The 13,989-nt window shown below is 69.3% G+C and carries 16 protein-coding genes; 7 read left to right on the forward strand and 9 right to left on the reverse strand.

All coding sequences use genetic code 11. The features are described from left to right. The 5 genes from MVA01S_RS32125 to MVA01S_RS23500 form a co-directional block, all read right to left on the reverse strand. Positions 1-111, reverse strand: a 111-nt coding sequence (locus MVA01S_RS32125; RefSeq protein ID WP_159426342.1) for an SDR family NAD(P)-dependent oxidoreductase, incomplete at its 3' end; no start/stop codon positions are given. Then, positions 111-896 (reverse strand): HpcH/HpaI aldolase family protein, encoded by a 786-nt coding sequence (locus MVA01S_RS23485; RefSeq protein WP_003933240.1) that lies wholly within the window; start codon positions 894-896, stop codon positions 111-113. The genes MVA01S_RS23485 and MVA01S_RS32125, both read right to left, overlap by 1 nt. Before the next feature lies 1 nt (position 897). Continuing rightward, entirely contained in the window at positions 898-1,866 is a 969-nt protein-coding gene (locus MVA01S_RS23490; protein ID WP_003933241.1) for a zinc-binding dehydrogenase, read from the reverse strand. A gap of 1 nt (position 1,867) precedes the next feature. Continuing rightward, on the reverse strand, positions 1,868-3,046 hold the full coding sequence (locus MVA01S_RS23495; protein WP_051015384.1) for a cytochrome P450: 1,179 nt from the start codon (positions 3,044-3,046) through the stop codon (positions 1,868-1,870). Positions 3,047-3,102: 56 nt separating this feature from the next. Next, positions 3,103-3,807, reverse strand: coding sequence for a hypothetical protein (locus tag MVA01S_RS23500; protein WP_003933243.1), 705 nt, complete (start codon positions 3,805-3,807; stop codon positions 3,103-3,105). Positions 3,808-3,882: 75 nt separating this feature from the next. On the opposite strand from MVA01S_RS23500, the gene MVA01S_RS23505 reads away from it, so the two are divergent. Together MVA01S_RS23505 and MVA01S_RS23510 are read left to right on the forward strand one after the other, a co-directional pair. Continuing rightward, on the forward strand, positions 3,883-4,695 hold the full coding sequence (locus MVA01S_RS23505; protein WP_003933244.1) for an SMP-30/gluconolactonase/LRE family protein: 813 nt from the start codon (positions 3,883-3,885) through the stop codon (positions 4,693-4,695). Continuing rightward, positions 4,692-5,543, forward strand: a complete 852-nt coding sequence (locus MVA01S_RS23510) for a thioesterase family protein (protein ID WP_003933245.1) — start codon at positions 4,692-4,694, stop codon at positions 5,541-5,543. Before MVA01S_RS23505 ends, MVA01S_RS23510 begins: the two co-directional genes overlap by 4 nt. A 41-nt stretch (positions 5,544-5,584) precedes the next feature. Here the strand turns inward: MVA01S_RS23510 and MVA01S_RS23515 are convergent, their stop codons facing one another. Continuing rightward, a complete protein-coding gene (locus MVA01S_RS23515; RefSeq protein WP_003933246.1) occupies positions 5,585-5,779 on the reverse strand; it encodes a ferredoxin in 195 nt (64 codons plus the stop codon). A gap of 14 nt (positions 5,780-5,793) precedes the next feature. Next, a complete protein-coding gene (locus MVA01S_RS23520) occupies positions 5,794-7,047 on the reverse strand; it encodes a cytochrome P450 (protein WP_003933247.1) in 1,254 nt (417 codons plus the stop codon). Between the two features lie 44 nt (positions 7,048-7,091). Here MVA01S_RS23520 and MVA01S_RS23525 point away from each other — a divergent pair, with 44 nt between their 5' ends. Then, positions 7,092-7,655 (forward strand): TetR/AcrR family transcriptional regulator, encoded by a 564-nt coding sequence (locus tag MVA01S_RS23525; RefSeq protein WP_174538985.1) that lies wholly within the window; start codon positions 7,092-7,094, stop codon positions 7,653-7,655. Between the two features lie 10 nt (positions 7,656-7,665). Further along, the gene (locus MVA01S_RS23530; protein ID WP_003933249.1) at positions 7,666-8,271 is read left to right on the forward strand and encodes a TetR/AcrR family transcriptional regulator; all 606 of its coding nucleotides are present in this window, start codon (positions 7,666-7,668) and stop codon (positions 8,269-8,271) included. Here the strand turns inward: MVA01S_RS23530 and MVA01S_RS23535 are convergent. Beyond that, the gene (locus tag MVA01S_RS23535; protein ID WP_040542984.1) at positions 8,264-9,418 is read right to left on the reverse strand and encodes a DUF1214 domain-containing protein; all 1,155 of its coding nucleotides are present in this window, start codon (positions 9,416-9,418) and stop codon (positions 8,264-8,266) included. The two genes, MVA01S_RS23530 and MVA01S_RS23535, sit on opposite strands and share 8 nt — an antisense overlap. Positions 9,419-9,495: 77 nt before the next feature. Here MVA01S_RS23535 and MVA01S_RS23540 point away from each other — a divergent pair, with 77 nt between their 5' ends. Then, positions 9,496-10,752 (forward strand): sulfotransferase family protein, encoded by a 1,257-nt coding sequence (locus MVA01S_RS23540; RefSeq protein ID WP_174538986.1) that lies wholly within the window; start codon positions 9,496-9,498, stop codon positions 10,750-10,752. On the opposite strand, the gene MVA01S_RS23545 is transcribed toward MVA01S_RS23540, so the two are convergent. Further along, positions 10,728-11,918 (reverse strand): CaiB/BaiF CoA transferase family protein, encoded by a 1,191-nt coding sequence (locus tag MVA01S_RS23545; RefSeq protein ID WP_003933252.1) that lies wholly within the window; start codon positions 11,916-11,918, stop codon positions 10,728-10,730. The genes MVA01S_RS23540 and MVA01S_RS23545 overlap by 25 nt on opposite strands. Positions 11,919-12,000: 82 nt before the next feature. Between MVA01S_RS23545 and MVA01S_RS23550 the strand changes: the two genes are divergently transcribed. Together MVA01S_RS23550 and MVA01S_RS23555 are read left to right on the forward strand one after the other, a co-directional pair. Then, a complete protein-coding gene (locus tag MVA01S_RS23550) occupies positions 12,001-13,149 on the forward strand; it encodes a phosphotransferase (RefSeq protein ID WP_003933253.1) in 1,149 nt (382 codons plus the stop codon). 84 nt (positions 13,150-13,233) lie between these two features. Beyond that, the gene (locus MVA01S_RS23555; RefSeq protein ID WP_003933255.1) at positions 13,234-13,788 is read left to right on the forward strand and encodes a TetR/AcrR family transcriptional regulator; all 555 of its coding nucleotides are present in this window, start codon (positions 13,234-13,236) and stop codon (positions 13,786-13,788) included. Positions 13,789-13,989 lie beyond the last annotated feature (201 nt).

Below are 13,989 nucleotides of genomic sequence, written 5' to 3' on the forward strand. Positions count from 1 at the left end.
GAGCCGGTCGCACGCCGCCACCAGGAACCCGTCCCGGATCAGCCGGGCCGCGATCGCCGCGCCCTGCCCGCGGGCCGCGCCGGTCACCAGCGCGACACGGTCGGCGCCCATCAGGAGTACCGCGCCTGGCCCGGTGCGGACGTGCCGGATTCGCCGAGCGCCTCGGCGAGGTGCGCGGCGGCGCCGCGACGTAGCGCCTGCGACTCCGAGGCCAGCGTGATCATCCGGAACCCTTTCTGCGCCATCGCATGACCGATGGCGCCGGTGTTGGCGTGGATGCCGGCGACGAGCCCGGCCTCGGCGGTGGCACGCTGGATGCGCAGCATCGCCTCCGCCACGTCAGGTCGGGTCCACGCGTCGGTCGGGCCATGGCCCAGTGCGATCGCGAGATCGGCGGGCCCGACGTAGATGCCGGTGAGCCCGTCGACGCTGCAGATGTCGTCGACTGCGGCGAGGCCGGATGCGGATTCGATCATCGCGAACACCGACACACGGTCCTGCAGGCGCTGCGGGTCGATGCCCATGCTTGCGCGCAGCGGACCGAAGCTACGCACCCCGGCCGGGGCGTACCGCGTCGCGGCCACCGCCGCGGCGGCCTGCCCGGCCGACTCGACCATCGCGACCACCACGGCGTCGGCTCCGGCGTCGAGGACCCGGCCGATCGGTGCGGCGTCGGCGGTGGGCAGCCGGACCACGGTCGCGACCGGGACGTGTTCGAGCCGGCGCAGCATCTGGGCGACGTCGGCGTCGCTGAGATAGCCGTGCTGGCAGTCGAATCCGACGTAGTCGTAGCCGGTTGCGGCGAACTCCTCGGGCCCCAGCATGGTCGGGCCGACCACCCAGCCGCCCCAGATCTGCGGTTTGTCCGCCAGCGCGTCCCGGATTCTGTTCGTCATGTCAGGCCACGATCGCGATCTTGATCCGGTCCGGCACCGGGCGCGAGGCGAGCTCGAACGCCGCGGGTGTCTCGTCCACGCCGAAGGTGTGGGTCAGATACCGGCCCAGCAACCCCGGGTGAGCGCGGGCGAACGCGTCGGCCTCGGCGAGTACCCGCCTGCGCTCGACGGTCACCCCGGACTTCAGGGTCAGGTTGTTGCGCAGCATGGTGCGCATGCTGATCGGATACGAGTCGTCGTCGGGCACCCCGAAATAGAAGACCGTACCGCCGAACGCGGCCGCCTCCACGGCATGCGACAGGGTCGCGATCTGGTGCCCGACCGCCTCGATCACGATGTCCGGCTTGGCATCCGGAGGAAGGTGACTCACCCAGCGGTCGCTGGTCGCGCGGACGACGGTGTCGACGCCGAACGCGGGGCCGACCTCGGCGCGGTCCACCGGGTCGACGCCGGTGACATGAGCCGCCCCGGCAGCCTTGGCGGCGTAGGAGAACAGCAGACCGATCGAGCCCTGGCCGAGGACGGCGACGTGCTTTCCGGCCAACTCCGGCAGTTGTTCGACGGCGTAGAGCACGCACGCCAGTGGTTGCAGCGCGACCGCGTGGGCCGGGGTCAACGAGTCGTGGTAGGCGACCAGGCCTTCGCCGTCGGCGACCACCTCCTGCATGAGCCCGTCGAAGCCCGACGCCCAGCCGACCACCCGGTCACCGGACTGGTGGGCGGGGTGCCTGCTCGCGATGACCTCACCGGCGATCTCGTGGATCGGGAAGCCGATCATCTCGGCGGCACGGGCACCGGTGTCACCGGGCAGTCTGCCCTTGGCGCCGCGATACCCGGGCAGGTCCGAGCCACAGATGCCCGCGGCGAGGAACCGCAGAAGCACCTGGCCGTCGCGGAGCGAGTCCGGAGAGGGTTGCGGCACATCGATTCTCTCGAAGGTGTACGGCGCGACGAGGCGGTAGGCCCACACGTCAGACCTCGACTTCGACCGGAAGTGAGTTCCAGCCCCACTGGAAGCTCGACGGCGGGCGCGACGCGGCGGCGGTGTCGACCCGGAAGTCGGGCACCCGCTTGAGCCATTCGGTCACCATGATCGCGATTTCCAGCCGCGCCAGGTGCGCGCCCAGACAGAAGTGCTGGCCGCGGCCGAACGCGAGCAGCCGCTCGATCGGCCGGTTCCAGATGAACTCGTCGGCCCGGGGATATTCGCGCTCGTCCCGGTTCGCCGACGCGAGCAGCGAGATGATTCGCTGTCCGGGCCGGATCGTGGTGCCGTGCAGGGTGAACGGTCTGCGCAGAGTGCGCGCGAACCACTGGGCCGGTGCGCAGTAGCGGATCATCTCCTCGCGCGCCACGGGCACGTGGGCGCGCGGGTCGGACCGCACCTCGGCGAGTTGACCGGGCCGCGTCGACAGTTCCCACAGTCCGTGCGCGACGATCTTGGGGACGGTCTCGGTGCCGCCGATGAACACGCCCAGCATCTGCACGGCGGCCTCCAGGTCGGACAGCGCCGATCCGTCGGGCAGCCGGTAGGCCAGAAGGTTGTCGACGATCGGCAGCGCGTCGCCCTGCTGTGCGCGCCTGCGCTGCACCACCGGTGTGAGGTACTCCAGGTAGCCGGGCCGGGCGTTCGCCACCTCCACGCCGCTGCCGGGTTGCGCCAGGCTGCCCGCGTTGACGGTGGCCAGCACGTCGGCCGCGAGATCGGTTGGCAGTCCGACGAGTTCGCACACCACCGAGGCCGCGACGATCCCGCCGTAGTCCTGGGTCAGGTCGAACCGGCCCAGGGGCAACAGTTGATCGAGCCGTTCGTTGGCCAGCACCCTGATCCGCTCGCCGAGTCTGGCGACGTTCTTGGGCCGGAACGGCGCCGCGGTGCAGCGGCGGACCTCGTCGTAGATCGGCGCGTCGAAGTTGGCGTGGAACGGCATCGGGTGCAGGGGCGGATCGGGCACGGGGCCGTCGTGGTGCCGGGCGAGCACCGCCGCGGCCGGCAGCGTCCCGTCCGACGCGACGAACGTCCCGTCGTTGATCTCCAGCACCCGCCAGATGTCGTCGAAACGCGACAGCGCGTAGGTGTCCCACTTGTCCAGGTAGTAGACCGGATGCTCGTCGCGCAGCACCCGGTAGTACGGCAGCGGGTCGGCCATCACCGCCGGGTCGAACGGGTCGTACGTGAAGTCCTGTGCCGTGGTCACTTTCCCACTCACTGCAGCGGGGACGGGGGCAGCGCGGCCAGGATCGAATCCTCCCAGCCGTCGCGCAGCGCGGGGGCCACGCTCATCCAGGTGACGATCTCGGCCGGCGGGCTGTCCTTCCACGACGGGTAGTGGTTCTCGAAGCAGGCCCACTCCCCTTCCAGCGCCCAGTAGTGGATCACCTCGTTGAACCGGAACGTGGTGATGAACGAGCCCAGCCAGCGCTTGCCGGTGGATTCCGACCACGGCACGTAGAGGCGTTCGAGCTCGCGGATGTAGTCGTCCTGGCGGCCCGGCTTGGTCTGCATGATCTCCTGAATCACCAGTCCGGCCTTGAAATCCGACTGTTGCAGCTGCGCGAGGGTCTTGTTGCTGCGCCCGGCGTACATGATTCGACCCTCACCGCGCGCACCCGTCTCGTGAAGGAAGGCCGCCCACTTGGCCGCTGCGGCCTCGTGGGTGCCGCCGCGGGCCTGGGCCCGGCCGATACGGGCGTAGTCGGCGAACGCGTCGATCTCCCAGACCACGGTGACCTGCGGCCAGTGCCCGTTGTACGGCGTTGTCTCCCAGAGGGCGAACAGCCGGGCGCCGAGCTCGGCCATCATCGGGTGATAGACGCCGTCGAACTCGGCGACGAACCGCTCGCTGCCCGCCGACCCGAGGTCGATCGTCTCGTGCAGGTAGAGCAACGTGTGGCTGTGATATTTCTTCATGGTCACGACATGCTCCTGGTTGACAGCTGCACCCAGCGAGCGTGACACTCATCCCGTGTTTTGTAAAGTCATGACATGACGTACATCCCGTTGGCGAAGGGCTTCTGCTTCGGCGAGGGTCCGCGCTGGTTCGAAGGCCTGGTGTGGTTCTCCGACATGCTCGGCGAAGCTGTGCACACCGTGACCATGGCCGGTGAGATGAGCACCCTGAGCCTGCCAGGTCATGCCCCGTCGGGACTGGGTTTCCGGCCGGACGGATCGTTGTTGATCGTGTCCACCGAGCAGCGACTGGTACTCGGCTACGACGGCGAGTCGGTGACCACCGTCGCGGACCTGTCGGCGATCACGCCGGCCGCCCTCGGCGACATGGTGATCGACCGGCACGGTTGCGCCTACGTCGGTTCCCAGGCCCGCGAGGGGGGCGTGATCGTGCGCGTCGACCCCGACCGTGGACGCGCCGACGTCGTCGCCGAGGATCTGCAGTTCCCCAACGGGATGGCGGTCACCGACGGCGGCGACACCTTGATCGTCGCCGAATCCACCGGCCGCAGGCTGACCGCGTTCACCGTCGGCCAGGACGGAAGCCTCACGGCGCCGCGGGTTTTCGCCGACGGACTGGACGGACCCCCGGACGGCATCTGCGTCGACGCCGAGGGCGGGGTGTGGGCCGCCATGACCCTGGCCCACCAGTTCGAGCGCATCGAGGACGGCGGCCGGGTCACCGACCGGATCCATGTCGCCGACCGCGCCGCCATCGCCTGCACTCTCGGGGGGCCCGAGGATCGCACGCTGTTCCTGCTGAGCGCGCCCAGCGCGTATCCCGAGCGGCTGCGGGGCACCATGTTGTCCACCCTCGACGCCGTCACCGTCGACATCCCCGGAAGGTGACCGTGTCCCAGCCGACTACGCGCGACTCCTATTACGCACTCGTCGACGCCGACGACGAACTCGGCGAGAGGTTCGTCGCCACCGACCTGGTGCGCAGCACATGGTCGGCGGCCATCCAGCACGCCGCGCCGGTCTCGGCGCTGCTGGTGCGCGCACTGCAGCGCTGCGAGCCGCGGGCGGACACCCGACTGAGCCGGGTGCTCGTCGACCTGCTCGGCCCCGTCCCCGCCGAAGGCGACCTGTGGGTGCGCAGCAGCCGCGAACGCTCCGGCAAGCAGATCGAACTGGTCGCTGCCGAGATGCTGGCTCCCGGCCCCGACGGCACGCCACGGCCGGTCGCCAGGGCCAGCGGGTGGCGGTTGCAGACGCTGGACACCGCCGCCGTGGCGCACGCCGCCGCCGAACCACTGCGGCCGCTGTCGCAGGCCCGCGGCCGGGACATGAAGAAGGACTGGGACCGCAACTACGTGCACAGCCTGGACTGGCGCTGGCTGACCACGCCGATGGCCGAGGCGCCCGGTGAATCCTGGATCAGGCCGGAGGTCGACCTGGTCGGCGGCGAAACGATGACGGCGCTGGAGCGGCTGTTCGCCGTCGCCGACGACGCCAACGGCATCGGCACCAAACTCGACATCCGCAAGTGGACGTTCCTGAACACCGACCTCGCGGTGCACATCCACCGGGTGCCCGTCGGCGAGTGGATCGGCATCCGCGCCGAGACCAACTACGGCCCAGACGGTGTCGGCGCCACGCTGGGCACCCTGTTCGACGAGACCGGCGCCGTCGGCGCGATCCAGCAGTCGGTGCTGGTGCGCCCCCGCCCACCCCGCACCCCTCCCGCGGAATAGCATTCCGGGCTGCTGCGGGGCGTCGGCCGCGACCAGGAATGCTATTCCGCGGCGAAGTGGAGGGCGGCGGCCGGGCACTGGGTGACGGCCTGCCGCATGCGGTCCCGGTCCGACTCCGGGCGTTCGGCGCCGTGGATGACCACGCTGCCGTCGTCCTGCACCTCGAACACGTCCTCCGCGATCGACTCGCAGATGCCATGCCCGGTACACCTGGTGAGATCCACTCCGATCCGCATGACCACTCCGATCCTCAGCGCACGTGGGCGGGTAGCCGCTTCACGCCGTGCACGAATGTGCTGTAGAGCAGCTCGGGTTCGCCGAGCTCCACGACCTTCAAGCGGGACAACAACTCACGGAACAGGTTTCGCAGCTCCGCTTTGGCCAGCTGATTGCCGAGGCAGAAGTGCGGCCCGCCGCCGCCGAACCCCAGGTGCGGATTGGGCGAGCGGGACAGGTCGAAGGCGGCCGGGTCGTCGAAGACGGCCTCGTCGCGATTGGCCGAGCAGTAGAACAACCCCACCTTGTCCCCCGCGGCGACCGGCTGCCCGTTGATCTCGGTGTCGCAGGTGGCAAAGCGGGCGAACTGCATGACCGGGGAGGACCACCGGACGAACTCCTCGACCGCGGTGCCGATGCGGCCGTCGAAGTCCGCCGCCAGCCAGTCCCGCTGGTCGGGATTGTCGCGCAGTGCCAGCATCGCGTGCGTGGTCGTCTGCTTGGTGGTGTCGTTGCCCGCCGACGACAGCAGGATCAGGAACGCCCCGATCTCCTCGTCGGTGAGCTGCTGCCCGTCGACCTCGGCGTTGACGATGCTGGTCATCAGGTCGTCACCGGGATTGGCGCGCCGAAACTTCGCCAGCTCGACGCCGGTGCTCGACAGCAGCATGATCTCGTTGAGGGTATTGGCCGCCCGCTCCTCCAGCGAGCTGTACTCGTCGTCACTCATCGAGAACAGCTTCTCGGCGGCCAGCGCCACCGCGGGCTGATCGGCGGTGGGCACGCCGAGCATCTCCATGATCGTCAGCATCGGAAGGCGCGCAGCACAATCGGCGACGAAGTCGATGTCACCGGCCCCGACCAGGTCGTCGACGATTCCGACCGCGTGGCGGTGGATCTGCTCTTCGATCCGCCGGACATTGCGCGGGGTGAACGCCGAGCTGATCAACCGCCGGTAGGTGGTGTGCTGCGGCGGGTCCATGGTGAGGAAGAACGACGCGAAACGCTGTACGTCGGCGGGCATCGGGTCCAGCGCGACGCCGCGTTCGGAGGTGAACAGTTCCGGATGCTGGCTGACGTAGGCGATGTCGGCCCGGCGGGTGAGCGCCCAGAACCCGGGCTCCTCGATCGGGAACAGCGACGGCAGCGGCGCGTGCCAGGTCAGCCCGTCGACGGCGCGCAGACGGGCGAAGCACTCGTCACGCTGCGCGAAGGGCCGGCTCCAGAAGTCGTGTGAGGTGATGTCGATCGAGCTGTACTCACGCTCGCGCAGCGATGGTGCAGTCACCGAAATAGCGTGACACTACGACGTTAATTTGTAAAGCTGTGCTCATGCCGCAACGGATGTCGGGTGAGGGCGGGCCCCGCGATGCCGACGACCCGGACGGGTCCACCCGTCAGCGGATCCTGACCGCGACCGCAGAAGTGTTGGGCCGCAGCGGTACGACGAAGCTGTCACTGTCGGACGTGGCGGCCCAGGCGGGCGTCTCGCGGCCCACGCTGTACCGCTACTTCGCCGACAAACGCGAACTGCTCGGCGCATTCGTGGTGTGGGAGCGGCAGTACTACGAGCGGGCGATCGCGGCCGCCACCGCCGATCTCCCGGCCGCGGAGCGGCTCGATGCGGCCCTGCGGGTCATCGTCGAGTACCAGTCGTCCTATCCGGGACTTCGGATGGTCGACGTCGAACCGGACCAGGTGATTCGGCGGCTGGCGCGGGTGCTGCCGCTGATGCGCGAGCGGCTGCAGCGGATGTGCACCGGCCCCGACGCGGCGGTGGCCGCGGCGACCGCCGTGCGGGTGGCGATCTCGCAGTACCTGGTGCGCAGCGACGACTCCGACCAGTTGCTGGCCCAGCTCCGGCACGCGGCCGGGGTCAGGGACCCCGACCGGTAGTGTTCGGCCGATGGGGCGCAAGGGGTGGCGGGGTGCGCCGCCCGCCGACGACACCGAGGCGCGCGAGCGGATCCTCAGCGCGGCACTGAACAGCATCGAGCGGCGTGGCCCGCGCCTGACCACGCTGACCGAGGTGGCCGCCGACGTCGGCATCACCCGCCCGACGATCTACCGCTACTTCGCATCCACCGAGGAACTGCTCGCCGCCACGGCCCGCATCGCGCTCGACCATTGGACGGCACGCATCGGCCGCATCGTCGGCCACTTCACCGATCCCACCGACCTGCTGGTCGAGGCGGTCGCCTACGTGGTCGAGCAGTTGCCCCACGAACCTCTGCTGGCGCTGCTGCTGGAGACCGACCGGATGCGGGTCATGAGCAGACAGATGGTGATGCCCGCAGCGATAGCGCGTTCCCGCGCCATGCTGGAGCGCACCGGGATCGACTGGGCGGCAATGGGGTTCACCGGCCAGCGGATGGACGACCTGGTGGAGTTCGTGTTGCGGATGATCCAGTCGATGGTCATCGCGCCGTCGGACCCACCGCGGTCACCTGCGGCGCTGCGCGACTATCTGCGGCAGTGGATCGCGCCGGTGATGGGCGCAGCCCTCAGCTGAGCGCGACCGGCGCGTCCGCGGCCGAAACCACCTCGGTGGCGGGATGTGCGGGCAGGTCGTCGGCCAGGAACCAGCGGAACGACATCAGTCCCTCCGGATGACCCTTGGTCGAGATCGCATTGGGATGGTCGAGCTGCTCCATGCTGACCACGATCGTGACCGTGCCGTCGGAATTGGGCACGGCCGAGCCGGAATTCAGGCCCGCCCTGCCGTACTCGACGTCCAGCGCCGCCATGTACTGGTTCCACAGCGTCAGATTCCAGAAGCGGCAGGCCGGATGCTCGGCGGTGATCACCAGGGCCTCCCCCGGCTTCAGGGAGAACCCTCCGAGGCAGTAACAGGCGTCCTGCATCGAGTATCCGTACGTCGCACCCCCCGCCCGGTACGGCGGCGCGAGGGTGTTGACGCTCAACGACTGACCGTCGGCGAGCTCGACCGGTTGCCGCTCGGCCAGGATCAGGGGTGTCAGCGCGTACATGTCCTGGGCGAAGCGCAGCGACGCCCGTAGCGACTTCGCCAGGTCGGCATCGGATTTCAGCGGCACGACCGGCAGGCCGGCGTGATCGACGACCTCGATGTCCCACTGCACGCGCGCGCCGGTCTCGGGGTGCTCGTGGTAGTCGCGGGTGATGATGCCGCGCGCGTCGGGGGTCAGCTCGATGAACGGACCCCGGTAGCCCGCCGGCCGGCACGGACCCAGCAGACACGCGAACCGGCCGTCGTCGTCCAGCGGCATGTCGACGTCGTAGAGCAGGCCCACGGTGCGGTTGGGCCACGCTCCGGGCTCGGGCTCGTTGTAGACCGTCACCGAGTACATGACACTGTCGTTCGGACGGCCACTGACCCGGTAGGTGCGCCGCGGGTCGACGACCGCGTAGCCGTAGTAGCAGTCGGTGTTGTCCCCGCCCCAGCGCCGGTCGGGCCGGAACGGCGTCAGCGTGTCGATGAAGCGCGGCGCGACCGGGTCGGCGAAGAAGTGCATGTCCAGCGACAATGCGAGCATGGTGGCGAGGTTCTGGTATCCCTCGGCCACGGCGGTCCGGCCGCGCACCGCCTTCGGCCCTCCGAGGAACTGATAGTCGAAATCGGCGAAGGCGGTGAGCAATTCACGCCACGCCGCCGCAGTGTCACCGCCGGGAGCAGACATGCCCGAGATCATAACCACAAACCTTACGGCAAAACATTTCTTGTAAGATGTGTAACGTCCGAGTAGCGTCCTGCCCCGTGACAGCTCCCCCCTCTTCCCGTCCGGCGCCGGTGCACATCACCGACCTGGCCCGGCCGACGTTCACCGCGGAGGCGCAGGTGATCATCGACGGCATGGCGGCCATGGCCGACTACTGCCCGCTGACCGCGGAAGCGCTGCACGAGCAGGCCGCGGCCCAGACCGGTCTCACCGACTTCGGCGACCAGGACTACCGCGAGCGGATGGCGGTGCTGCTGCAGGCTTTTCACGAGCTGCCCCGACTGACCCCGTTCGGCCGCACCTATGCGTTCTCGCTGATGCTCACGTTCCTCAAGGGCAGGCTGTATGTCGTCGAGCACCTCAAGCGCCATCCCGAGGTGTTCGACATCGACATCAGCGCCCCGCTGATCATCGCGGGCCTGCCGCGCACCGGCACCACCCACCTGCACAGCCTGCTGGCCGCCGATCCCGGACTGCGCTCGCTGCCGTACTGGGAGGCCCAGGAACCGCTGCCGCCGCCCGGCGAGGAGGGCACGATCGCCCCCCGCCGCGAGAGAACCGGTGCCGCGCTGAACATCTCGAACACCCTGATGCCGTACTTCCAGTTGATGCACGAGATGACGATCGACCACATCCACGAGGACATCGGGTTGATGGTGCAGGACTTCGCCAGCGGGTTCTTCACCACGCTGACACATCTGCCGCGGTGGTCGGACTACCTGCGCGACAACGACCAGACGCCCGGCTACCAGTTTCTGCGGATGATGCTCCAGGTGCTGCTGCACCAGGATGGGCACCAACGCCGATGGGTGCTCAAGAGCCCGCAGCACCTCGAGCAGTTCGTGCCCATCATGAACGTCTTCCCCGACGCGACGTTCATCGTCACCCACCGCGACCCCGTCGACGTCGCGGTGTCGATGGCCACCATGATGACGTACACGATGCGCATGAGCGTCGACGAGGTCGACGTGCCCACCGTGGCCGGCTACTGGATCGACCGCATCGACGAGATGCTGTCGGCATGTCTGCGCGACCACGACAAACTGCCGCCGGACCGGACCATCGACGTGCGCTTCGACGAGTTCATGGCCGACGACCTGGCCATGGTCGAGCGGGTCTGGGAGACCGCCGGCTACCGGCAGAACGCGCAATCACGGGCGGCGGTCCGCGACTACCTGGCCGGCCACACCCGGGGCAGGCTGGGCTCGGTGGACTACCGGGCCGCCGATCTCGGCCTGGACAAGGCCGAACTGCGCCGGCGTTTCGCGCCTTACGTCGAACGGTTCGTGCGCTGAGCCAGTTCCGTCAGCACCTCGTCGGTGTGCTCGCCGAGTTCCGGTGCCGTGCGGCGGATCTCGCTGGGTGTGCCGTGGAAATCAGCCGGGGTGGCCACCATCGGCACGGACCCGCCGTCGGCGTCGGGCACGTACACGATCCCGCCCGCGGCGTGGAACTGTTCGTCGGCGACGACGTCTTCCAGCGAGTTGATCGGCGACCAGAACAGATCCGGTTGTCCGGCAAAGACTTCCGACCACTGCGCGAGGGTCGCGCCGGCGAAGATCTCGTCGAGTTCGGCGATCAGCCCGGCCGCGTTGGCGGCGCGCGCCCGGCCGGTGGCATAGCGTTCGTCGGCCAGCCACTCGGGCCGTGCGACCGCCGCGCACAGCGCAGGCCAGTGCCGGTCGCCCTGCAGGCCCACCAGCCAGAACCGCCGCCCGTCGGCCGCGGTGTAGTTGTTCATGCACGGGTTGCCCATCGACTCGCGCCGGCCGATCGCGATCGGATGGCCGGTGATCAGGAACGTGTTGAGGTCGAAGCTGACCGTGTACGCGCCCTGCCGGTACAGCGACGTGCTGACCAATTGCCCTGTGCCGGTGCGGGTCCTCGCAAGCAGTGCCGCGCACACCGCGCCGGCCAGCGTCATGCCGGCCATGTGGTCCCCCATCCCGCCGCGCTGGAACGGCGGGGTCTCCCCCGGGCGCGTGAGCAGATGCGCCAGCCCAGCCCTGGCCCAGAACGCGGCCACGTCGTAGGCGGGCCGGTCGGCGTCGGGCCCCTCAGCGCCGTAACCGGTGATCAAGCCATAGACCAGGCGCGGGTTCGCCGCAGCCAACGTCTCGAAGTCGCAGCCGATGCGGCGCAGCGCGCCGGGGCGGATGTTGGTCAGGAACACGTCGGCGTCGGCGAGCAGTCCACGCGCGGCCGTCTGCCCCTCGGCCGTCGCGAGGTCCAGCACCACGCTGCGCTTGCCCCGGTTGTCCATCTGGAACGGCGGGCTGACGTGGTGACGGTCCTGCGGGTCGATACCCAGCATCCGGCCGAACGTCCTGGCCGGGTCGCCGGCGGGCGGTTCGATCTTGACCACGTCGGCGCCCCAGTCCGCGAGGATGCCACCCGCGGCCGGACCCGCGACCCATACGCCGAGTTCGACGATCCGGACACCCGCCAGCGGACCCGCCATGCGCCTGACCTCCCTAATTTTACAAGATCGCGCCGGTTTGTAACCCTGTGTGGGCTACCGGTCCAAGCCTAGGAGTCACCTGGTGTCCGTCATCGCCAATCGGGTCGCACCCGCTGCGGGTCTGGCCTCGCATCTGGGCCGTGCGTTCCGCCGGATCGGGACCGACGCGCTGGTCGGCGGCCGGCGCGCCCTGCCCCGGACCGTCGCCGAACTCGATGCCGCGGCGCTGTCGTCGATCATCGGGCGCACCGTCACATCGGTGTCGGTGCTCGACGCCGACGCGGGCACCTCGTCGCGCGCCCGGCTGGCCCTGACCGGTGACAACGTCCCCGCCACCGTGTTCGTCAAGATGGCGGCCGAGACCCTGGCCACCCGGCTGATGGGCGAGCTCGGCAATCTCGCCGACACCGAGACCCGGTTCTACCGCCAGCTCGCCCCGGAGCTGGCCGGGGTGCCGCTCAGCTTCGGCTCCCGTTTCGACCCGGCCACCGGAAGGTTCGTGCTGGTTCTGGAAGATCTCGCGGACCCGTCCGCGTCCTCGTGCGAGTTCCCCGACACCCTGCATCCGATCGATCCCGACCGGGCCGCGCTCGTCGTCGAACTGCTGGCCCGGCTGCACGGGACGTTCTGGGGCCGGCTGCCAGCGCGTGGCCGAACCGGGCCGCTGGGCTGGCTCTACACCGCGTCGGGCGACAGCGCCTCGTTGCTCACCGCACCGCTGCTGCGGACAGCGGCGCGGCGCATCGCCGAGCGCACCGACCTGCCGGTGCACCGCGGACGCTTCATCGACGAGAACTACCGCGCCGTCGCCGCGCTCGTGGACCGTCCGCCGCACACCGTGATGCACGGTGACGCGCACCCCGGCAACCTGTACTTCCGCGACGGCAAGGCCGGACTGTTGGACTGGCAGGCCGTCCGGCGCGGCCACCCCGGCCGAGAGCTCGCCTACACGCTGGTCACCAGCATGACCACCGACGACCGGCAGCGGACCCAGCAGGATCTGCTCGACGTGTACCGGCGCGCGCTGGCCGCGGCGGGGGGTCCCGACATCGACCGCGACGAACTGTGGCATCGCTACCGGCAGGGCGCGCTGTATCCGTACGTCGCGGCGCTGATCACCGCAGGCATGGGCGGCATGCAGGTCGAGGACATCGCGATGAAGGGCCTGGCGCGCAGCCTCAACGCCCTGCAGGACCTCGACACCGTGGCCCTGCTCCAGCGGAGTCTGTGACCAACGACGCCAGCGCTTCACCGGTGATCCGAGGGGACCACGCTTTACGATCGACTCCGAACCCGTAAGTGAGGCCCGCAAAACGTGAAGCAATCCGCAGCCGATACCCCCGACGCCGCCGAGGACACCTCGACGCGGCAGCGGATTCTCGTCGCCACCTCCGAGGTGCTCGCCCGCAGCGGCCAGACCAAGCTGAGCCTGTCCGAGGTCGCGCTGCAGGCCGGGGTGTCCCGGCCGACCCTGTACCGCTGGTTCGCCGACAAGCAGGCGCTGCTCGAGGCGTTCGGCGTCTACGAACGGGAGATGTTCGAGACCGGCATCGCCAGGGCCACCGCCGGGTTGCGCGGTAACGAACGGCTCGATGCGGCGATGCGTTTCATCGTCGAGTACCAGCAGTCCTATTCGGGGGTACGGCTCGTCGACATCGAGCCCGAGGTGGTGATCGGGCGGCTGTCGCAGATCATCCCGTCGATGCGGGCGCAGCTGGAGAAACTGCTCACCGGCGCCAACGCCGGGGTGAAAGCGGCCACCGCGATCCGGGTCGCGGTGTCGCACTACATCGTGCGCAGCGACGACGACGATCAGTTCCTCGCGCAGTTGCGCCACGCGGTCGGAATTCGACCGTCAGTGACCGACTAATCGACTGATCGATCGATCAGACCGGCTGACATTCGATTCAAAATTTGTAATGCTGTGGCTATGACCACAGTGCAGAGCGAATCGGGTGTGTTGGCCGGCGACGAGCGGATGCTCATCGACGGCGAGCTGCAACACACCAGCAGCGGAGCGACATTCGATGTCATCCATCCCGCCAGTGCGGAAGTTGCCGGCCGGGCCACC

Origin of the sequence: Mycolicibacterium vaccae NBRC 14118 = CIP 105934, from assembly GCF_001552715.1 — a bacterium.
GTDB lineage: Bacteria > Actinomycetota > Actinomycetes > Mycobacteriales > Mycobacteriaceae > Mycobacterium > Mycobacterium vaccae.